16 protein-coding genes are annotated in these 20,513 nt (G+C 41.6%); 5 read left to right on the forward strand and 11 right to left on the reverse strand.

Annotation, left to right across the window (positions count from 1 at the left end):
* Nucleotides 1-134: 134 nt before the first annotated feature.
* Both OIZ54_RS03745 and OIZ54_RS03750 read right to left on the reverse strand, forming a co-directional pair.
* Nucleotides 135-1,718, reverse strand: coding sequence for a tetratricopeptide repeat-containing sulfotransferase family protein (locus tag OIZ54_RS03745; RefSeq protein WP_248443957.1), 1,584 nt, complete (start codon nt 1,716-1,718; stop codon nt 135-137).
* Nucleotides 1,719-1,803: 85 nt separating this feature from the next.
* Entirely contained in the window at nt 1,804-4,221 is a 2,418-nt protein-coding gene (locus OIZ54_RS03750) for a TonB-dependent receptor (protein WP_248443956.1), read from the reverse strand.
* A 414-nt stretch (nt 4,222-4,635) separates the two neighbouring features.
* Between OIZ54_RS03750 and OIZ54_RS03755 the strand changes: the two genes are divergently transcribed.
* Nucleotides 4,636-5,730, forward strand: coding sequence for an NADH:flavin oxidoreductase/NADH oxidase (locus tag OIZ54_RS03755; protein ID WP_248443955.1), 1,095 nt, complete (start codon nt 4,636-4,638; stop codon nt 5,728-5,730).
* Nucleotides 5,731-5,809: 79 nt separating this feature from the next.
* On the forward strand, nt 5,810-6,988 hold the full coding sequence (locus tag OIZ54_RS03760; RefSeq protein ID WP_248443954.1) for an MFS transporter: 1,179 nt from the start codon (nt 5,810-5,812) through the stop codon (nt 6,986-6,988).
* 75 nt (nt 6,989-7,063) lie between these two features.
* On the opposite strand, the gene OIZ54_RS03765 is transcribed toward OIZ54_RS03760, so the two are convergent.
* The 4 genes from OIZ54_RS03765 to OIZ54_RS03780 form a co-directional block, all read right to left on the reverse strand.
* A complete protein-coding gene (locus OIZ54_RS03765) occupies nt 7,064-7,921 on the reverse strand; it encodes an EamA family transporter (RefSeq protein WP_248443953.1) in 858 nt (285 codons plus the stop codon).
* 219 nt (nt 7,922-8,140) lie between these two features.
* Complete coding sequence (locus OIZ54_RS03770) at nt 8,141-8,890, reverse strand: FadR/GntR family transcriptional regulator (protein ID WP_004587131.1); 750 nt, start codon at nt 8,888-8,890, stop codon at nt 8,141-8,143.
* A gap of 512 nt (nt 8,891-9,402) precedes the next feature.
* Entirely contained in the window at nt 9,403-10,404 is a 1,002-nt protein-coding gene (locus OIZ54_RS03775) for a Gfo/Idh/MocA family protein (protein WP_248443952.1), read from the reverse strand.
* A 31-nt stretch (nt 10,405-10,435) separates the two neighbouring features.
* Nucleotides 10,436-11,443 carry an AraC family transcriptional regulator gene (locus OIZ54_RS03780; RefSeq protein ID WP_264389766.1) on the reverse strand — a complete coding sequence of 336 codons (1,008 nt, stop codon included), beginning with the start codon at nt 11,441-11,443 and terminating at the stop codon, nt 10,436-10,438.
* A gap of 176 nt (nt 11,444-11,619) precedes the next feature.
* Here OIZ54_RS03780 and OIZ54_RS03785 point away from each other — a divergent pair, with 176 nt between their 5' ends.
* Complete coding sequence (locus OIZ54_RS03785) at nt 11,620-13,230, forward strand: GMC family oxidoreductase (protein WP_264389767.1); 1,611 nt, start codon at nt 11,620-11,622, stop codon at nt 13,228-13,230.
* On the opposite strand, the gene OIZ54_RS03790 is transcribed toward OIZ54_RS03785, so the two are convergent.
* The 3 genes from OIZ54_RS03790 to OIZ54_RS03800 form a co-directional block, all read right to left on the reverse strand.
* Nucleotides 13,225-14,049 carry a class I SAM-dependent methyltransferase gene (locus OIZ54_RS03790; RefSeq protein WP_264389768.1) on the reverse strand — a complete coding sequence of 275 codons (825 nt, stop codon included), beginning with the start codon at nt 14,047-14,049 and terminating at the stop codon, nt 13,225-13,227. The two genes, OIZ54_RS03785 and OIZ54_RS03790, sit on opposite strands and share 6 nt — an antisense overlap.
* 3 nt (nt 14,050-14,052) lie before the next feature.
* Nucleotides 14,053-14,451, reverse strand: a complete 399-nt coding sequence (locus OIZ54_RS03795) for a hypothetical protein (RefSeq protein ID WP_096042842.1) — start codon at nt 14,449-14,451, stop codon at nt 14,053-14,055.
* Nucleotides 14,452-14,518: 67 nt separating this feature from the next.
* A complete protein-coding gene (locus OIZ54_RS03800; protein ID WP_054981772.1) occupies nt 14,519-14,938 on the reverse strand; it encodes a DUF3429 domain-containing protein in 420 nt (139 codons plus the stop codon).
* Nucleotides 14,939-15,192: 254 nt separating this feature from the next.
* On the opposite strand from OIZ54_RS03800, the gene ahpC reads away from it, so the two are divergent.
* Together ahpC and ahpF are read left to right on the forward strand one after the other, a co-directional pair.
* Nucleotides 15,193-15,762, forward strand: coding sequence for an alkyl hydroperoxide reductase subunit C (gene ahpC, locus OIZ54_RS03805; protein WP_004587118.1), 570 nt, complete (start codon nt 15,193-15,195; stop codon nt 15,760-15,762).
* Nucleotides 15,763-15,918: 156 nt separating this feature from the next.
* Nucleotides 15,919-17,502, forward strand: coding sequence for an alkyl hydroperoxide reductase subunit F (ahpF, locus tag OIZ54_RS03810; protein ID WP_054981773.1), 1,584 nt, complete (start codon nt 15,919-15,921; stop codon nt 17,500-17,502).
* A gap of 104 nt (nt 17,503-17,606) precedes the next feature.
* On the opposite strand, the gene OIZ54_RS03815 is transcribed toward ahpF, so the two are convergent.
* Together OIZ54_RS03815 and OIZ54_RS03820 are read right to left on the reverse strand one after the other, a co-directional pair.
* Nucleotides 17,607-18,062: a PH domain-containing protein gene (locus OIZ54_RS03815; protein WP_264389769.1), complete on the reverse strand. Its 456-nt coding sequence runs from the start codon at nt 18,060-18,062 to the stop codon at nt 17,607-17,609.
* 317 nt (nt 18,063-18,379) lie between these two features.
* The gene (locus tag OIZ54_RS03820) at nt 18,380-20,401 is read right to left on the reverse strand and encodes an ATP-binding protein (protein ID WP_264389770.1); all 2,022 of its coding nucleotides are present in this window, start codon (nt 20,399-20,401) and stop codon (nt 18,380-18,382) included.
* Nucleotides 20,402-20,513: the final 112 nt, after the last annotated feature.

The raw sequence follows: 20,513 nt of genomic DNA on the forward strand, positions 1-20,513 counted from the left end.
TCAGCCACTCGACAACATAAAATGTGATAATAATTGGCAAGGTATTTTACTGTGTCGGATGGCGCTTCGCTTATCCGACCTACACTTACACAAAGCTGCTTATTTGGATTCACCTACTACCCAAAATAAAACGCTTATTCAACACTAATACCTTGGCTTAAAAGGTACTCCACTGCTGCATTAGTATGGGGCTTAAATGCCTTCCAACGCCCAATTGCTTTATTGTTAAGTGGTTGGCGTACTTGCACTTTACTTGCAGTAGATACCGGCGCGGTGTTTAAGTGAAAGTCTATACACTGTGCTTGCCACTCTAAATTACAAAAGCTAACTAGCTCTTTTATTTGCTGCTCGGGCTGGGCGACTAGTTCTTCGTATTTTACTAATTTTATATTGCTATGCAGGGCGCTAAAGTGCTGCATGAGTTTATAAAAGCGGCTGTAAAATTTGGCAGTGTCGAGTAAATCGAGCGAGTACGCGTAGTAGGGGTTATTTATAGTAAATAGCTGGCGGTAGTTACCAATGCAGGTGTCCATTGGGTCGCGTAGCATGCAAATAATTTTCGCGTTTGGCAGGGCTTTGGTTATTAAGTCGATATAAAAAAAGTTAAACGGGAGTTTATCTATAAAGTGCTTATGGCTGCCGGTGGTTACGCGAGTGGCGTTTAAATACGTTGTCCCAAGCTGATTAAAATCAAGCTCATACGCTTTAGTGAGTGTTTGAGTATCGAGCACATGCAGTGTTTGAGTTTGGCTTAATTTTTTAACGCTTAGGCCAAAGTCTTGTAATTCACCGGCTGATTGTACGTCGCTGTGGCTCGATAAAATACGCTCAACCAATGTGGTGCCAGAGCGGGGCATACCTAATACAAAAATAGGCTCTTGCGTTGGGCTGCCGTGTGTTAGCGCGTGTTTATGCTGCTCACTTAAATGTTTAATGTGTGCAAATAATGCGACTGAGCTTTTATGATCAAAAGGCTGTATAGCGCGTTTAGTGGCTTTTCCTTGCTCTAGGCTGTTAAACGCATCATCAAATTTGCCTATGTCTTGGTACTCTTTTGCAAGTGCGTGGCCAATGTGTAATTTTGCATCGGGGTGTGTTACTTGCTCAAACACGTTTTTTAGGCCTTCAATATGGTTATTTTGCAGCGACGCTTTGGTTAAGTCACTTAATGCAAAGTGGCTTTGGTGATGCAGCGGATTGAGAGTAATTGCGCTTTCAAAGGCAGTTTTGGCTTGTTCAAATTGGCCTAAAAATTTAGCGCTTACCCCTAAATTATAATAAAACTGTGGCTGCGGTTTATTTGCATGGTTAGCCAGCTCAATAGCGCAGTTAAAATAGTTTAGTGCCTCTTTGTGTAGGCCTGCTTGCGTAAGTGCAACACCTAGAGTGTCGGCATCAAGACTCTTTTTTATTTGCTCAACGGGTATCGCTAAAGCGGTGTTTTTGGCTTTGGTAAGCTCACCTGTTAATGCATAACACTTTGCAAGCTGCGCGGTGTATTCAATGCTTTTGCCAAGGCTAAGGGCTTTTTCTATTAGCTTTATGGCTTTATGAATTTGCCCTACGCGTAAATTAACCATGGCCAGTAAAAAGTAGCCATCAGCAAAGTCATTTTTTTGCGTTACTAATTCAACGAGGGCTTTATGGGCACGTTGTATATTACCTTGGTTTAAATACTCAATGGCGCTTTGATGAAGGTGCTTTAAGTTTGGCTGCATGATGTTTGTTTTATTTATGTGTTAATAAAGAAAAAAGGCTCAAATAAATTTGAGCCTTATAACATTGTTTAAAAGTGACTATAAATTATATTTCAAATTTGTAGTTAAATTTAACGCCTACCGTAAGTGGGCGATTTATATAGTGGCCGTAGTTACGTTGTATGTCGGCACCGTTTGCAGTTGTTATATCGGCATCTGAACGACGTACTGATGTAACGGCGTATTTATTAAATACGTTATCAATGTATAAAGTAGTAGACCACTCATCAGCCGTTAGCTTAGCAGAAATATTACTTAAGCTGTAACCTGGCAGGGTTTCGCCATTGTCATGCAAACCTACTTTTGAAATTACATCACTTTGTGCGGTTAAACCGTAGTTAATATCAAGGGTTTTGTCGTTAAACACATCTGTTTGATAGTTTACACCCATTGAGAACTGATGCTCTGGCGAGCCCGGTAAGCGGTCGCCGTCTTCTGCGCCATCGGTGCCATCAGCATTAAATAAAAATGGGGCGTCTGAGGTTAGCTCTGCTTTAGTGTATGCGTATGTTGCGTACACGGTAAACGAGTCAGATAAAATAGCACGGGTAGATAGCTCAATACCTTTTGCGTTGGCAGAGCCTGCGTTAGATAAGTACGGTAATTGGCCTACATCTGTTGCGCCTGCAATTTGCGCATCTTCCCAATCTACATTAAATAAAGCGGCGTTAAAGTGTAATTGGCTTCTAAACCAGGTGCTTTTAAGGCCTAGCTCGTAGTTTGTTGTGGTATCTGCATCAAAAAGCCTTTCGTCAGCGTTACCACACCCTGTTTGCTGGTTTTCAGGGATAGGATCAGGGCAAACAGCTAGAAGGTTGGAACCGCCAATTCTAAAGCCTTCACTTACTGTTACATAACCCATTACTGAATTAGTAAACTGGTATTTAGCATTAAATTTGAATAAGTTACCGTTATCGCCTGCTTCGTCTTTTTCGTAAGCAACGGTGATTGCATCAGGGTCTGCATCGCCATAAAGTGTATTTGCAAGCGGGAAGTCAAATGCTGCTTGCGCCTCTACATCGTATTCGTAAAAACGTGCGCCAATGGTAATATCTAATTTTTCGGTAACTTGGTAGCCAACTTCGCCGAATAGCGCAGACTCAGTGACCTTACTTTTTGTAAGCTCTAAGTATTCTAATGAGTCAGGTCTTAGCTGAGCGCCACCAAAGTTATCGATAGCGAATTGGTCAAACCCAGGCGTAAACTCTCTACTTGATGCTTCGGTTTCTGTTTTGTTGTAAAACGCGCCTACAATCCAGTTAAAGTCGCTGTCGCTTTGAGACACTAAGCGAATTTCTTGAGTGAAGGTATCTTCTTCGTCAATTTCACGTGTGTATGATGAAAACGCAGGGAACTCTTCATAACCGTAATCTAGGCGGATAAGTAAATCGGTTTGGTCACGTTGGCCGTCGGCATCAAAGCTTGAAATACCGGTTGCCGATACAAGCTCTGCAAAACCTAGGTCGGCTTTTAGCTCAAGGCTTAGTAGTTGATCTTCTTTTTCGCGCGGCTCTTCATAACGATAAGCCGACTCGTATTTACCTACAATATCGCTTAAACCGTTATCATCGTTTAGGCTGTTGTAATGAACAATTGAACGGCCTTCGCTGTCTTGGTTTTGGTAAAAGTAATTAAGTGTCCCTTCAAATGTTTCGCTTGGTTTCCAACGTACAGAAATACGCCCTGTTGTAGTTGTTTCGCCGTTAGCATCTTCAACATTTTTAATATTGTTGTTTACTTCGTCGGCGTTGCTCCAATCAGGGTCCGGTAGCGATACACCTGGTTCACGCACTGTGTAAGCATAATCAATAAAGCCTGGGTCTTCGTATACGTTCAAGCTGGCACGTACTGCAAGTTCATCCTCAATAAGTGGCAGGTTTACTATAAAGCCGCCTTCGCCGCCTAACGAGTCACTTTCTTGGGTTTGAAACATATCGCCAAATATTTCTACCGTTGTAAAATCAAGCTCTGGCTCTTTAAGCATGTAACGAATTGCGCCGCCTAAAGTGCCCGCACCATAAAGGGTACCTTGTGGCCCAATAAGTACTTCTACGCGCTCTATATCTACTAAACGCATATCAACTGACACTGGGATTTCGTTAACGTATGTGGCTACGGTGCCGCCATCTGATGATGGACCCGACGAGTTAGTGTTTAAACCACGAACTATAATCGGTGAGCCTGAGCGACCACCTTGATCGGTAATTGTTAAACCAGGTACCCAACGCGCTACATCGGCTAGTTCGCCAATGTTTTGATCTTTCATTACATCGGCATCAAGTGCGGTAATGTTTAGCGGTGCATTTTGTACAGATCCGCTGCGTCTTGTTGCTGTAACTTCGATTACTTCGAGTGATTTGTTTTTAGCGGTGGTTTCTTGTTGTGCCACAGCCGAGTTAGAAAATAAAAATGCGCCAGATACAGCGCTCGAAATAGCCAAGGTTAGCAAGCTTGGTTTAAACATAAAAAGTGATCCCCAGATTCAAAATTTAACACCAGTTAATATAAGTTAATCAGTTTATCAGGGAGTTAAAGTGGTGGGAATATTAAAATTGAATTTTAATTCACTTTTTTGGAATAAATATGGCTAGTTGCACAACAAAAAATTATATAAATATGTATAACATCCAAGTAATTGGCTAATTAAGGTACAAAGAAGCATATTTTACTCGTTGAGCAAATGTAAATAGCCATTCATATTGGTTAATTACCTAAATGTATTAATACGGTTAAAAACCTATAAGGCCCTGTTGAATGTTTTGCTCAACGGTATTTATTCTCGTTTTGACACTATAAAAGTGAAGTTTGATCCCCATTAACCCTTCATACCGTAAGCTATAGCATTTCGTACTAAAGTACGCGTATTTAAGGAATATTTATGAGCCAATTATTCTCACCTTTAAAGCTCGGTGAACTCACTTTAGACAACCGCATTATTATTGCGCCTATGTGCCAGTACTCAGCAAATCAGGGGTCTGCCAGTGATTGGCACACTATTCATTTAGGGCAATTGAGCTTAAGTGGTGCAGGGCTATTAATTTTAGAGGCCACCGCGGTAAGCCCTGAGGGGCGCATTAGTTACGCCGATTTAGGGCTTTGGAATAACGAAACCCAGCAAGCACTGGGCAAAAGCTTAAAAGCGCTTAGGCAATACAGTCCTATGCCTATTGGCGTTCAGCTTGCGCATGCAGGGCGAAAAGCATCTACTGAAAAACCATGGGATGGCGGTGGTGCAATTGCACCTAGCGATGAAAACGGCTGGCAAACACTAGCGCCTTCTGCCATAGCCTACGATGACAGCGCCTATCAACCAAAGGCTATGACAAAATCGGATATAACCCAGCTAATAAACGATTTCGTCAGTGCAGCAAAGCGCGCTGATGAGCTAGGGCTTGATTTAATTGAGCTACATGGTGCGCATGGTTATTTGTTACACCAGTTTTTATCGCCTCTTTCAAACAAGCGTGATGATGAATACGGGGGCAGTTTGCAAAACCGTATGCGCCTTGTGCTTGAGGTTTTTAAAGCACTAAGAGCTGAATTTGCAAGCCATAAACCGGTAGGCATTCGTATCTCTGCTACTGATTGGGTAGAAGGTGGCTGGGATTTAGCACAATCTATTGAGCTTGCTAAAGCATTAGACAAGCTTGGCTGCGATTTTATTCACGTAAGTACAGCAGGGCTAAGCCCAGAGCAACAAATACCGGTTAAACCTAACTTTCAGGTACCATTTGCAACCGCTATTAAAGAGGTCGTAAGTATGCCGGTAATAGCCGTAGGTTTAATCACGGAGCCACTACAAGCCGAAGATATTATTAGCGAGCAGCAAGCCGATGGCGTAGCACTAGCGCGAGGTATTTTGTATAACCCGCATTGGCCTTGGCATGCTGCAGCGCAGCTTGGTGCAACCGTTAATGCGCCTAAGCAGTACTTGCGATCTAGCCCACATGGGCAGCCTTCACCTATTAAGTAACCCACACTTTTACATTTACCATGGCTACCCACTGCATTTATATGCAGTGGGTTTTATTATTTATAAATTAGAGTTATTTATGAACCAATCACGTGTACAGCCAGTGCAAATAAGTAATACCTTAGTGAGCATTATTGCTCTGTGCTGTGGCCTTATTGTGGCAAATATTTATTATGCCCAACCTATTATTGAGCTATTAGCGCCCGATGTGGGTTTAAGTGCGCACAGCGCCAGTTTTATTGTGTCGCTTACACAAATTGGCTATGCAATGGGACTGTTTTTTTTAGTGCCATTGGCTGATTTAGTCGAAAACAAACGCTTAATGCTCATTACCTTAGCCATAACATTTTTAAGTTTGATAGGCGCAGGCTTGGCGCAAAGCCCAAGTGTAATGTTGCTATTATGCTTATTGGTGGGGGCGAGCTCTGTATCGGTGCAAGTATTAATACCGCTTGCTGCGCATTTATCGTCAGATGAAAAACGTGGGCAAGTACTGGGCAATATAATGGCAGGGTTGCTACTGGGTATTTTATTAGCTAGGCCAGTTTCAAGCTTGATAGCCGATCACTTTGGTTGGCGAGCCGTATTTTACTTTGCCGCAGGCTGTATGGCATTTATAGCCAGTGTTATATATTTTGCTATACCGAGCAGGCAACCGGCACACAATACAACGTACTTTAAGTTATTAAAATCGCTTAAGCAGCTAATAATACAGCAGCCAGTGCTGCGTCAGCGGGCATTGTATCAGGCGCTTATGTTTGCCTCTTTTAGCTTATTTTGGACCAGCGTACCGGTGGTATTAGCCAGGGAGTATGGTTTATCGCAATCACAAATCGCCTTATTTGCTTTAGTAGGCGCAGCTGGTGCTATTGCAGCCCCTATTGTTGGGCGTTTAGCCGACAAAGGTTACACGCATCAATTATCGTTACTTGCAAAAGTGATTGCTGCTGCGTGCTTTTTACCCAGTATATTTGAGCTTCCGCACGGTATTATTATTTTAGCGCTTACGGGCATATTTATTGATTTTTCTGTGCAGGCAAATATGGTGCTGGGTCAGCGGGTGGTATATTCATTAGAGCCGCAAAGCCGAGCTCGCTTAAATGCTATATACATGACCAGTATTTTTGTTGGTGGAGCGCTTGGCTCGTTAATGGCAAGCCCGCTATACGAAGCTGGTGGCTGGGAAAGCGTGGCGTTAGTGGCAGCGGGTATGCCAGTTATATCACTAGTTGGCTATTTAATGACAAGTAAAAAGTAGCGCGATACAAGTTATATAATATTTTGTTATTTAAAAGGCCAGCGCAGTTATGTGCTGGCCTTTTTATAGAGGGGATTATTGTTTTTTAACACTCGAAAATGAGCTACCCACCGAGGCTATAATCACTAATAAAATAGCCAACCATTGCCACAAGGTTAATAACTCACCAAGTATAATAAACCCAGCAAGGGCGGCAAACGCAGGCTCTAAACTTAGCATAATGCTAAACCCTTGAGCGGGCATATTACGCAGTGCAACCATTTCAAGTGTATAGGGCAGTGCGCTTGATAAAATAGCAATGCCAATGCCCAGCGGTATAACACTCCATGTAAACGCACTGCTTTGTAATATGCCGCCATAAGGTACAAGTACAATGGCTGCTACGGTCATGCCGAGTGCGACCGTTGCGCCGCCTGAGCTTTGCGTGCCGGTTTTCTTGCCAAATAAAATATAGGCTGCCCAGCAAGCACCGGCACCTAGCGCGAGTATTACGCCAATTGGGTCTAGGCTTTCTTGGCTGCTCATATCGGGCAATAACAGTAAAATACCCGCAATTGCACACGCCACCCAAAATAAGTCGCGCTTAGCGCGTGAGCTAAATAACGCCACCGCTAATGGGCCGGTAAATTCAAGCGCCACACCAATCCCTAAAGGGATACGTTCAATGGCGTAATAAAATAAAATGTTCATTCCGCCTAGGCTTAAACCGTATACCACAATTGATAACCGATTACCCTTAGCTGGTAGGTGTTTCCACGGTTTAAATATTAAACACAAAATAAGTGCAGAAAAGCCAAGCCTAAGTGCAGTAGTGCCTTCGGGGCCAATAACAGGAAATAACTGCTTAGCAAATGAGGCGCCAGATTGAATTGTGATCATTGCTAAAATAACGCACATAAGCGCGAGCAAAAAGTCTTTAGTGGATGATTGCATTGTTTTCCTTGGTAACAATCGTCTAGTTTTGCGCAGTGTATCTGTTTTTTATTGGCTAAGTAATAGCTTGTAGTGCATACAAATTAAATTTGGGAGGGAGTGACTAATATGTGCGATGAATTAGCGTAGCTGATTATGCATAACTAAAGGCAAACGCTGAGTGCCTTAAAATAAAAAAGCCAGCGAATAGATCGCTGGCTTATAAACGTTTAGGTCGTTTTAGTGTGTTTTGCTAGCACTTTTAACTAGGCCATCTAAAGAATAAAGGCCACGTTTTTCATCATTTTTACGTTTGATTTCTTCAAGCGCACGCGCTTCAACAGCGTCAAATAATGCATTAATTAAACGGTTAAAGTGTTTATGCATTGCGGTACGTGCGGCGCTTGCATCGTGTGTTTGTAGCGCGTTATAAATAGCGGTGTGCTCATCCATTACGCAATCGTTATTGTTTTTACACACACTGCCATAATCAGCCACAATTTGTGAATTGTTTAAACGTAAATCCCATAAATTTGCCACTGCATACTCAAGGGCTTTGTTACGTGTAGCACGCGCTATAATTTCATGAAACTCGCGGTCTGCTTGTTCTACATATAAGCCTTTTTCCATGGCTATTAGCGTTTGCTTTAATTGAGCTAGTTCTTCATCGGTGATTGATTGAGCGGCAAGTGCGGCTATTTCACCTTCAATGAGTGCGCGAGCTTGTGTTAGCTCAAAAGCGCTGATCTCTTTAGTTTTTACAGATGTTTCTTGTTGTTCTATTACATAAACGCCTGAGCCGGTTTTGACCTCTACGCGGCCTCGTACTTCTAATGCAATAATAGCTTCACGAATTGTTGGGCGGCTTACGTCAAACATGTCGGCAAGTTCTCGCTCTGGTGGTAAACGACTCCCAGCAGAAAACTCTCCTTGGTTTATCAAAGCTTCAACTTTATCAACAATGCGCCAAAATAAGCGACGGTTTCCCATATTCTACCTTTATTACCTTAAGGAATAGCGGCTAATAGGCTCAAATAGCCTAAACCTACTGTTATTAGCAGAGGTTACCCCAAAATTCACTATTATGTCAAAATTCTAAAGTGATGTAACGGCCATATAATATTATAAATGAGTGTTAACCTATTTATGTTACCAATTTAGTATAAATTTTAATAATTGGCTAGCTTGATTGGTCATGTTTTTGTGTGCTAAGTTAACTTTGCTCATTTATATAAGCGTGCTTAGAGCAAGCTAACTTTAATGGATTGAAATGTGTGCAATCTAGGCGCGGGTTAATGGTGGTGCGAGGTGAGTAACCTAGTTCGCCTAATAACTGGCGCAGCCTTGGTTGAATGGTGAATAGATTTATGCAAATTAAACCATTAAAAATCTACACGCTTTAATAAAGAGCCTGTGTAATTTAGCTGTACCTAATAAAAAATAAGTAAGCACATAATTACAACTAGGCTCTTGCCTTGATTGCCCACGGATGGGGGTCAACTTTAGTCCGCTGCTGCGCTTTTATCATTAGGGTACACTACCCCAAGCTGCTTTCTTGCGGTATCAAGTACGTTCATTACGTCGCGGGCAAGCTGATGTGTATTAATATCTGACTCTCGCTTTTGCGCGTTTATGGTTTTCATAAAGTGCGCAACTTCGTATTTCATAAAGTGCTCATCAAATTTATCAGAAATAACCTCAACCTCCCCGTTATTGGCAACAAACTCTATGTGTTTTAACTGCGACACGGCGTGTATTCGTAAGCGTCCGCGCTCACCTTGTATTTCTGTGATGTTATCGCCTTGAGAAATTTTAGAGTAGCTAATAACGGCTTGTTTATCATCGTAATTTAATAATACGTCGCCTGCGCCATCTACGCCTGTATCTAATAGTACCCCACTGGCACTCACGCGCTGTGGAGCGCCCCAAAGTGCTATAAGTAGGTAAAGCGGATACACACCTAAATCGAGCAAAGCGCCATTGGCAAATTCCGGTAAAAAGGTATTTGGGCGTTCGCCGTTTTTGTATTTATCGTAACGTGATGAGTACTGACTGTATTGGCCAATAAACTTACGGGGTTTACCAATTTTACTCAGCGCATTTTTAAGTCGCGCAAAGTTTGGCAAATGCGTGGTCATCATTGCTTCCATGTATAGGCGTTTATTGGCATTAGCTGCAGTTAAAATAGCATTTAGCTCTTGGCTATTAGCGGCTGAAGGTTTTTCGCCTAGTACATGTTTGCCTGCTTCAAGGCACATTACTGCATATTGCTTGTGTAGGCTATTTGGCGCTGCAATATACACCGCATCAACATCGGGGTCTTGGCATACCAGCTCAATTGAGGTGAAAATTTTTACATCGGTATTGGGGTGATTAGATAAAAAGGCTTCGCCGCTTGATTGTTTGCGTGAGCACACACCGTATAAATTAAATGCAGGTAACGTATTTGCTGCGCTTAATAGGGTATCACTAATAAAATTTGTACCGACAATGACAAAGTTCATGCCTGCTCCTTAGCTTAAATAATAAGAGCCGTTACTTTAACATTTTTTTTGCCCTGTATGCGCGTGGAGAATACCCAAACCAGCGTTTAACACTTGCGCATAAGGTTGCCTGTTCGTGATAGCCTAAAAGCATTGAAATAGTGCTGATAGAGTATTGTTTTTGAAGCAAGTAATGCGCTGCCAGCGCCCGGCGTGTGGTGTCTTTCAGTTTTACAAAGCTGGTGTTATGTTTAGCTAATTCACGGTGCAAGGTACGCGGGTGCATATTAAGTGCCTCGGCAATAGTTTGGTTTGAACATTGATAAATAGGCAGCATTGGCCTTATGAGTGCGCTTACTTGGGCAGGTAATGAGTGACTGTGTTCGTTGCGTTTAGCTAAAAAATTAAAGGCCGCGTCGGTTTTATTAAGGTTGTTGTGGTTAAGCTTTATCGATAAGTCGGCTTTGTTTATTACAATGCCCGCACTGTTGCGGTGCTCTATTACTTCACAGCCAAAATAGCTTTTGTATGCGAGTGTATTAGTTGCCAGCTTTTGCGGTAAAAACACAGTGCGAGGCTTGCACTGATTATTACTTAATTTTTTTATTATGCTCATGGCTAAGCCAAGCGTGAGCTCTATGGCTTGGTTTATTTGTGGTAGGGGCTTTAGGTTAAATTCAAACGATAAAAATAAGCTCTCGTCATTATCTAATGAGTGCGTTGTTAAGCACAATGCGGGGCTGTGTAAGTGTAAATATTTAACCACCCAGCTAAGCGCTTCTTCTAAATTAGTCCCACTTTTAGCGGCTATGGCTATGTGGCCTAAAATATCAAAGTTTTGTTTATTTGCTAATTTAAGCCCAAAGCTTGGGCAGTTAAGCGTGTGGCTGCAGTACTCTAATAAATTTGCATAGCTCAAGTAGGGTAAATATTGGTTTTCAAGGTTATTAAAGTCGACAGTGACCTTACAGGTTTTCATTACGCTTGCTGGGTCTGCGCCAAGTTCTTTAATTAACGAGTCTATTGAATATAAAGAGGTGGCACGTATTGGGCTGCTCATACACTGGCGCTGTAAATTAAAGAGGGTGTCTAAAAATATCAAGTTTTTAGGATTTAATCTATGCACTATAGAGCGAATAGCTTGCTGCAATAAAACTGCTTATTTACAACTGCATGGATGTACAAAGCAGAAGCAGCTACCAATAACACCTAAATAGTGATTATGCAAAGGCACCTATGAGTAACCACACGTTTGATTATATTATTATTGGCGCAGGCAGTGCAGGTTGTGTGCTGGCAGCGCGTTTATCAGAAGATCAGCATATAAGTGTGTGCTTAATAGAGTCGGGGGGTAGCGATAAGAGCGCTTTAATTCAAATGCCTGCGGGTATTGCGGCCAGTGTGCCATATGGCATAAATAGTTGGCACTACAATACGGTACCGCAAAAGGCGCTTAATAACCGATGTGGCTTTGTGCCGCGGGGTAAAGTGCTAGGTGGGTCTAGCTCTACTAATGCCATGGTGTATATACGCGGTAATAAATACGATTACGATAACTGGGCACAAAATGGCAACCTTGGGTGGGACTACAACAGTTTATTACCCTATTTTATAAAAGCCGAAAACAATAAAACGTTTAATAACGCGTTACATGGCACAAAAGGGCCATTGCATGTGCAAGAGCTGACTAAGCCAAGTGCGGTAAACTCTTGCTTTTTAAAGGCGTGTGTTGAGCAAGGAATACAGTTAAATGACGATATAAATGGCGCTGAGCAACATGGAGCACGGCTTTCGCAGGTTACGCAACATAATGGTGAGCGCTGTAGTGCTGCAAAAGCGTATTTAACACCGCACTTAAACAGGCCTAACCTTAGTGTGTTTACCCACAGCCACGTTAATAAAATTATAATCAAAAATAAGGTCGCCCACGGCGTAGAGCTTGAGCGCGGCGGTAAAATTATTACATTAATGGCCAAAAAGGAGGTGCTTTTAAGCGCCGGTGCAATTAACTCTCCACAAGTGTTAATGCTTTCAGGAATTGGCCCTAAAGCGCATTTAGCAGCGCATAACATACCACTGGAACATGCACTGGAAGGAGTAGGGGGTAATTTACAAGATCACTTAACCGTGGTGCCTTTGTGTAAAGCAAATACTGCAAAAGGCACCTTTGGGGTAAGTGTAAAAGGCGCTGCAAGTATTATTAAAGGGTGTGCGCAGTGGTTTAGTAAACGCAGCGGAATATTAACCAGTAATTTTGCTGAGTCACATGCGTTTATTAATGTGTTGGATAATTCGCCTGCGCCGGATATTCAACTTGAGTTTGTAATTGGGTTGGTGGACGATCATAGTCGCAAAGTTCACCTTGGCCATGGCTATAGTATTCACAGTAGTATTATGCGTCCCAAAAGCCGAGGGACAATAAGGCTTGCCAATAGCAATCCACGCAGTGCGCCGCTTATCGACCCTAATTATTTAAGCCACCCTGATGATTTATCGCTTATGCTTGCAGGGCTTAAAAAAGCGCTGCGTATTATGCAAAGCCCCGCCTTTGATAAAATTCGTGGCAACTTTGTTTACCCGCTTGATGTAAGTAACGACGACCAGCTTATTGAGTTTATTCGCCAAACTGCCGATACCGAGTATCACCCTGTGGGCACCTGTAAAATGGGCACCGACAATATGGCGGTGGTTAATAGCAAACTACAAGTACACGGGATACGCAGCTTAAGGGTTATTGACGCCTCAATTATGCCAACCATAGTAACAGGTAACACAAACGCACCTGTTATTGCTATTGCTGAAAAGGCCGCTGATTTAATTAAATTGAGCTATAAAACAGGGTTATAAGTTGCGGTTGTAAAAGTGAGTAAGCCACGCCTGCCAGTCATCTTCTAATTTAAGCATTTGTTGGTGCTTTTTAGCGTTAAGGTGTTTGTTTTCATCTTCGGTGGCAATAAAAGGGCCTACCCGACAAAGCGAGCAATGATTTTCACCTAAATACGCAGGCTTTGTAAGATGAGTGCTTAGTTCGTCAGATTGCGCCGAGATTGCTTTAGGCGTAAACACATAAGTGATGCCACTGGTGTCTTTTACGTGTTTGTCACGGTCTACGTTTCTTATTTTGTAACCATCAAACTGGTTAATATCAAAAGGCATTTGGCCCGCGTACTTAGCCTCAAGGCCATTACTTAAGCTGCCTTCAATATTCCACTCGCGATAGGGTTTTACATCTTTTGAGGTTATGTAGCAAAGCATAGGGCCGCTTTTGTCGAGTGCGTATTTGTTAGCGTATTTAATAAATTGATGTAGTAACGCGCGATTAAGCACGTTCATGCTGGTTTTTTGGGTGTTGCTTTCAAATGCTTCGCGCCCTACAAAGGCTGGAATAAGCGGAAACTGAAAAATAACCACATCAAAGCTGTGCTGGTGGGCAGCTAGTTTTTGCCAACATAAAGGGTCCGTTACATCAAAGCAATTAATAACCTCAACATGACACTTTTTTAAACTACCTAGCGCATTGTGCTGGTATTTTTGCTCTATGGTTTCGGCGCTATCATAAGTAGATGCGACTAACTTTGCCGGTTCTATATGATTAACCACCGCATTAGAGAACGATAGATCGCCATCGCCTACGGTGAGAATTCGCCAATTAGGATTTAAATACATAACTTAATTAGATTTGTGAGTGTTTTTATCTGCACTTTGAGTATTTTGCGCTGTACTAGCACCATGCAAACGATGAAACGCAAGGCGTGTTTTAAGCCCTTCAATGGCTATTTGTTTTAAAATTAAATTAAAGGTAATTAAAATAGCAAACACAATATGAATAGGGCCATGTGTAAAACCCGCCTCTGGGTTATAAAGCGTAAGCCCAAACAACATAAATAACACCACTAACAGTATTTCTATTAATTGGTTTGAGTAAAAGCTGAGCCGGCCTTCATTTTTGTGATCTTTTTTAATACTAATAGCGCAAAAAAACGGAATAACTTTAATTTTAAAAGCGGCGTTTTTTTCTACGTAGTTTTCGCCAAGCTCGTTAAGCTGCTGGCGTAATGTATCAATCATGGTGCGTCCTTAAATAGCAGTGCGCGGATGTTACACTATTACGCCTAGTAGGTTAAGCAGCGCAAGGTTATTTTGGGTAAAGGCTCATACCAATGGTGAGTATGTGACACACAAATACCACTGAGGTAAGAATAAAGCGCATTTTTTGATAATCGCGATGGTAGGTTTGCCATTGTGGTGTGGCTTTTTCAAAGATCAGAACTAACCAAAAACTAGCCCCTAACCAGGCAAGCGCCCACTCCAGCGGGATAAACGATAAAAATGGTACGGGTATAACAGGCACAACCGCTTTAATTGCATCGCTGTAGCTTTGCATCCCAGCGCGCCATAAATTGCCCGCCATAAATGCCAGTATAGCAATGCTATAAAAAGTAAAAAACTCCAAGTTAACGCTATTACTGCCAAACATAAGCGGCCACGCTACGCAGCCTAAAAAGGGTAGTAACCCCAAATAGCCAAGTTGAATATGATTAACAAATTTTTCCATTACAGCATGCCTTATGTTGTGTGTTTTTTAGCGCGGCTATTGTAGCAGTATTCTTAGCACTTACAGGTAATAAATCGTTTACGAATAGAAGAGCTAGATAGTTCAATCTTAAAAATCGATTGTTTTAATCTAAACAATCAATTTTATTTAGTTAATCAATGGGCTTATTGTATTAATCAAGCCAACGCGAAAGGCCACACATTTTGGCTGCGTTGAGTAACTTTAAAACACTTTAAATATAAATGAGGAATACTATGAGCACTTCATTGATCAACACAAAAATTCAACCTTTTAACGCAACTGCATACCACAATGGTGACTTTGTAGAAGTGTCTGAAAAAGACGTACTAGGTAAGTGGTCAATCTTCTTCTTTTACCCTGCAGATTTCACGTTTGTATGTCCTACTGAGCTTGGCGATGTTGCTGATTACTACGAGCAGCTACAAGAAATGGGTGTAGAAGTTTACTCAGTATCAACTGATACTCACTTCACGCATAAAGCATGGCATGACACGTCAGACACTATTGGTAAAATTAAATTTCCAATGATTGGCGACCCAACTGGCCGTATTACTCGCAGCTTTGGCGTTATGATTGAAGATGACGGCCTAGCACTTCGCGGTACTTTTGTAATGAACCCAGAGGGCGAAATCAAAGTAATCGAAACGCATGACCTAGGTATTGGCCGTAGCGCTAAAGAGTTAGTACGTAAAGTTCAAGCTGCACAATACATTGCAACTCACGACGGTGAAGTTTGCCCTGCATCTTGGCAGCCAGGTGAAGACACACTTGCTCCTTCACTAGACCTAGTTGGTAAAATCTAAATACAGGTTTACCCACTTTTATGAGGGCAGGTAACTGCCCTTAAACCAACATCATTTCGTTTGTTGGTGCCTCCTATCTCAACTCGGACTCATTAGCACATGCATTAGTTGGCATGGGAGGTTTGCTGTTTAAATTTTCCTAAAAAGGGTTAAGCCATGTTAGATAACAACATTAAAAATCAATTAAAAAGCCATTTTGAATCGCTTACTCAACCTGTTGAGCTGCTTATTGCCTTGGATGACAGCAAAAAATCAGCAGAAGTAGAAAGCTTAGCAAACGATTTAGCCTCGCTAAGCGATAAGTTTACGGTAGTGAGCAACCCTGATTCGAGCGCACGTCGCCCATCTATGGTTGTGCATTCACCTGAAAAAAACACCCACATTACGTTTGCTGGCGTACCTATGGGTCACGAATTTACAAGTTTAGTGTTAGCGCTTTTACACACTGGCGGACACGCAAGTAAAGCAAAAAGCGAAGACATTGAACAAATAGAATCACTCAATCAAGAACTTAATTTTGAAGTATACATAAGCTTAAGTTGCCAAACATGCCCGCAAGTAGTGCAGGCGCTAAATACAATGGCAGCAACAAACAGCAAAATTAAAGCAACAATGATTGACGGCGCACTCTTTCAAGACGAAGTAGAAGAGCGCAATATTTTAGCAGTACCAGCTGTGTACTTAAATGGCGAACCATTTAGCCAAGGTGCATTAAGCCTGACCGACATTTTAAATAAAGTAGACACTAAAGGCGCGGCTAAACAAGCTGCAGCATTAAGCGAAAAAGATGAGTTTGATGTATTAGTAGTCGGTGGCGGGCCTGCGGGTGCCTCAGCCGCTATTTACTCTGCTCGTAAAGGGTTAAACACCGGTATAGTGGCCGATAGATTTGGTGGCCAAGTTGCCGATACGTTGGCTATCGAAAACTTTATTTCGATTAAAGCCACTGAAGGTCCAAAGCTTGTTGCTCAGCTTGAAGAGCATGTTAAAGAATACGATGTAGATGTAATGCATAACCAACGCGCAGCAGGGCTTGGTCGCGGTAGTAATGGTTATGAAATTACCCTTGAAAACGGGGCTACTTTAAAAGCTAAATCGCTTGTTTTAGCAACCGGTGCACGCTGGCGTGAAATGAACGTCCCTGGTGAGCAAGAATATCGCGGCCATGGCGTAGCCTACTGCCCACACTGTGATGGTCCGCTATTTAAGGGTAAGCCTGTTGCCGTTATTGGTGGTGGTAACTCGGGTATAGAGGCGGCTATCGACTTAGCTAACATTGTAGAGCATGTAACGGTACTTGAGTTTGCTGACACGCTGCGCGCTGACGAAGTACTTATTCGTAAAGCGAATAGCTTAAGCAACATCACTATTATTAAAAATGCGCAAACCACTGAAGTAGTAGGCGATGGTAAAAAAGTAACCGGACTTAATTACACTGACCGTGTAACAGGCGAGGAAAAGTCATTAGCACTTGCAGGTATTTTTGTACAAATAGGTTTGATCCCTAATACCGAATGGTTAAAAGAGAGCGACCTTACACTAAGCAAGTTTGGCGAGATAGAAATTGACGCTAAAGGCGCAACCTCATTACCGGGCGTTTACGGTGCGGGTGACGCAACAAATACGCCATTTAAGCAAATCATTATTGCAATGGGTAGTGGTGCAACAGCAAGCTTAGGGGCGTTTGATTACTTAATTCGCCATAGCGAGCAAAGCAACCAAGACCAAAATGCAGCTTAATAGGCAAATCGTCTCTTGATGTAACAGCAATAGGTACACCCAAAAGCTGTTTGTTAACCCAAGCCGCCCTCTCCAAAGGCGGCTTTTTTAACGACTTTGAGAACTTAGTTAGGTATTCGTTCTTCAAGCCAAACTCTAAGGCTTTTAGGATCTTTGATGAAAGGTATCCTAACCCAGCTTCCATAAGCATATAAGTGGATTGTAGAGTAACCAAAAATACGGCCTAAAAATGTTGTTACTTGTTCAACATTTTCGACACTTGTGAAGCCTAGCTTGTCTTCTCTTCTTGTTAGTATTCCACTAAATACGGTTATCGAGTTATCTTTTGCAATGACTTTTATGAAAACTGCTTCCAGAATTTTATGAGAATCTTTTAAGACATAAATTGCAGGTAAGACGACTAAGCTTAGTAGAACATCATTTTTGAACTGCTCACCTATTAATTCTTGCCCTATGAATGAGAAAATTAGATAGACTAATCCTAGGCCAAGGATTCGCGTACAAATTTCTCCAAATGCTTCAATAGAACGCCAGAGTTTAGCAATTTTAATTGTTGGCAAAATACCTCCGTTCTACAAAGCTTTAATAGGCCGCTTTAAATTATTAATCACAGCCGCCAGAATCCCCACCGCAATCATTATTAGAGTGTGAGTTATTGTTAGAATAAATTGCAGAGTCATTGCTTGTATAAGTTGAAGAGCTACGTGATGCTTTCCCATTGATAAACGTAACTAATAACAATACGCCTGATACAATAACGACCGTTATTGATGAACTCCATTGCTCAGTGGAAATGCCCTTAAATATGGCTAAACACAGTACAGTGAATAGTAATGTTCTTATTATATTTTTCATTTTATATCCTTAATAGTTAAAGCTAGTTTACTTTAGCTGTATGTTCTAAGGCATTAGAAAGCGCTTTTTCTATGTGCGGAAGCTTAAATGGCTTAGAGACAAACATATCCATGCCTGCTTGCTGGCAAGCTAGTTTATCTTGCGACGATGTATTAGCAGTTAGCGCTACAATGTAGGTGCTTTCGCTAGGGCAAATACGTTGCGCTCTCAGCGTTTTAGTGGCTTCAAAACCATCCAGGATTGGCATAATGCAATCCATAAAAATAAGGTCGTAATGCTTTTGCTTACACTTAAAAATAGCGTCTTGGCCATCAATGGCGCAGTCGGCTTTTACGTTTAACTTATCAAGAGAGGCATCAAGCACACGGCGGTTTATATCGTTGTCATCAACAATAAGTACACTGAGCGAATGGCTGTTTAACTCAATTTTTGATTTAATATCGTCTATTACTTGCTCTTTACCAAGCTCTAGCGGAATATTAATGCTAAACGTTGAGCCTTTTTGTAGCTCACTTGTCACCTTTATTGTGCCGCCCATGTATTCTACAAGCTCTTTTATAATTGCTAGGCCAAGCCCTGTGCCCCCTTTATTATTTTTAGCGTCAACCTCTTGTGTAAATGGCGAAAATAAAGACTCTAAAAAGGCAGGGGTCATCCCGCGACCAGTGTCAGAAACTGTGATACCAAGAGATAACGCATCGTTATTATTTATGAGCTGTGTTTTAAGTTTTACATGGCCTTGCTCGGTAAATTTTAATGCGTTACTTAATAAGTTAGAGGTAATTTGGCTCAGGCGTGTACTGTCGCAAAAGGCCCAGCAGCTATCATCAATTGTATTTTCTATGATTAATTCAACATGGGTTTCTTTAAATAACGGGGTATATAAAGAGGCTAAATCACTAAATATGGTTTTAAGCAGTACATCGGTTGGCTCTAGTTTTAATTCACCATGATTAATTTTAGAAAAATCGAGTACTTCGTTGATAATATTTAATAAAATATCAGCGCTGCGTAGCGCTATTTTTATTTTTTCATCTCGTTTTTCAGTGTCTTTTTCATCTATTAGGGTGGTGAGCATGCCGGTTATGCCATTTAGGGGGGTGCGTAACTCGTGGCTAATTTTAGCAAATAGCATACTTCTATCTTCTAACATATGCTCTGCTTCGGCTTTTTTCTTTTTTAGCGCTTCTCTAAGTAATATAGATTCGGTAATGTCTTGAAATGTACCAAATAGCCTTATGCAATTACCTTCGTGAAACTCGGCTTCTCCAAAAGTCGAAATCCAAATTTCTTGGTTTTGTGCAGTGATAACCTCAAGCTCTAAATCCCATTTTTCACCTTTGTTTATGGCGTTTTCTACCGCTTTATTTATGGCTTCTCTGCTGGGGCCCTCTTTGTAAAACTCAATTGCGTTATCAACTATTGGCTGATAGTCATCGGCTACCTGATGAATGCGTTTAGTTTGCTTACTCCAATAAACTTTGTTCTCGATTAAATCGACCTCCCAAGTGCCGATATTCGCGATGTTTTCGAGCTTTGACAGGGTGTAGCTATTTTTTAAAAGTTGCTCTTTAGTGTCTATTTTTGCAAATTCAGATCCTAACCACTGAGCAAATAGCTCAATGTAATCGTAGGCTTCGTCGCTAAATGCAGTTGACTCGTTAGGTGATGAAAAGTTAACCGTGCCAAAGGTTTTATCGGCTACTTTTATAGGTGCGCCAATGTAGGATTCAAGTTGAAAATTTATGTAACAAGGGTGAGTTGCAATCGTACTTTGTGAGGCTTTATGAAACGAAAGCGCCGAGCCCGCAGATAACGTATGGACGCAATAGGTGCCATCTAGCTCAAATTGTGTACCGGGTAATAAGGCGTTATCGGGTGTTAGAGCATGTAATACTGTGTACGTATTAGCATCAATTTTACTAATTATTGCTACATCAAGGCTGAACACTTCTAGGCCAAACGCGAGTAGGTTTTTAATTTTAGAATTAAAATCCAGAGTTTGGTCTGAGACTATATCGTGAAAACGCCTTAAAAAGTTCACCGCAATTACCTTAATTGTATTTTATATCGTTATGCGTATCGGCAGATAGGCACATTTATTTATATGTTTTTAACAGTTTATACCAACAGGCGTAAACCGCTGAGCAATATAT

The organism is Pseudoalteromonas sp. A3 (assembly GCF_025942345.1).
Lineage (GTDB): Bacteria > Pseudomonadota > Gammaproteobacteria > Enterobacterales > Alteromonadaceae > Pseudoalteromonas > Pseudoalteromonas atlantica.

Coding starts and splice junctions, on each gene's coding strand:
- OIZ54_RS03745 (WP_248443957.1), bottom strand. CDS start 1,718: ATGCAGCCAAACTTAAAGCACCTTCATCAAAGCGCCATTGAGTATTTA.
- OIZ54_RS03750 (WP_248443956.1), bottom strand. CDS start 4,221: ATGTTTAAACCAAGCTTGCTAACCTTGGCTATTTCGAGCGCTGTATCT.
- OIZ54_RS03755 (WP_248443955.1), top strand. CDS start 4,636: ATGAGCCAATTATTCTCACCTTTAAAGCTCGGTGAACTCACTTTAGAC.
- OIZ54_RS03760 (WP_248443954.1), top strand. CDS start 5,810: ATGAACCAATCACGTGTACAGCCAGTGCAAATAAGTAATACCTTAGTG.
- OIZ54_RS03765 (WP_248443953.1), bottom strand. CDS start 7,921: ATGCAATCATCCACTAAAGACTTTTTGCTCGCGCTTATGTGCGTTATT.
- OIZ54_RS03770 (WP_004587131.1), bottom strand. CDS start 8,890: ATGGGAAACCGTCGCTTATTTTGGCGCATTGTTGATAAAGTTGAAGCT.
- OIZ54_RS03775 (WP_248443952.1), bottom strand. CDS start 10,404: ATGAACTTTGTCATTGTCGGTACAAATTTTATTAGTGATACCCTATTA.
- OIZ54_RS03780 (WP_264389766.1), bottom strand. CDS start 11,443: ATGAGCAGCCCAATACGTGCCACCTCTTTATATTCAATAGACTCGTTA.
- OIZ54_RS03785 (WP_264389767.1), top strand. CDS start 11,620: ATGAGTAACCACACGTTTGATTATATTATTATTGGCGCAGGCAGTGCA.
- OIZ54_RS03790 (WP_264389768.1), bottom strand. CDS start 14,049: ATGTATTTAAATCCTAATTGGCGAATTCTCACCGTAGGCGATGGCGAT.
- OIZ54_RS03795 (WP_096042842.1), bottom strand. CDS start 14,451: ATGATTGATACATTACGCCAGCAGCTTAACGAGCTTGGCGAAAACTAC.
- OIZ54_RS03800 (WP_054981772.1), bottom strand. CDS start 14,938: ATGGAAAAATTTGTTAATCATATTCAACTTGGCTATTTGGGGTTACTA.
- ahpC (WP_004587118.1), top strand. CDS start 15,193: ATGAGCACTTCATTGATCAACACAAAAATTCAACCTTTTAACGCAACT.
- ahpF (WP_054981773.1), top strand. CDS start 15,919: ATGTTAGATAACAACATTAAAAATCAATTAAAAAGCCATTTTGAATCG.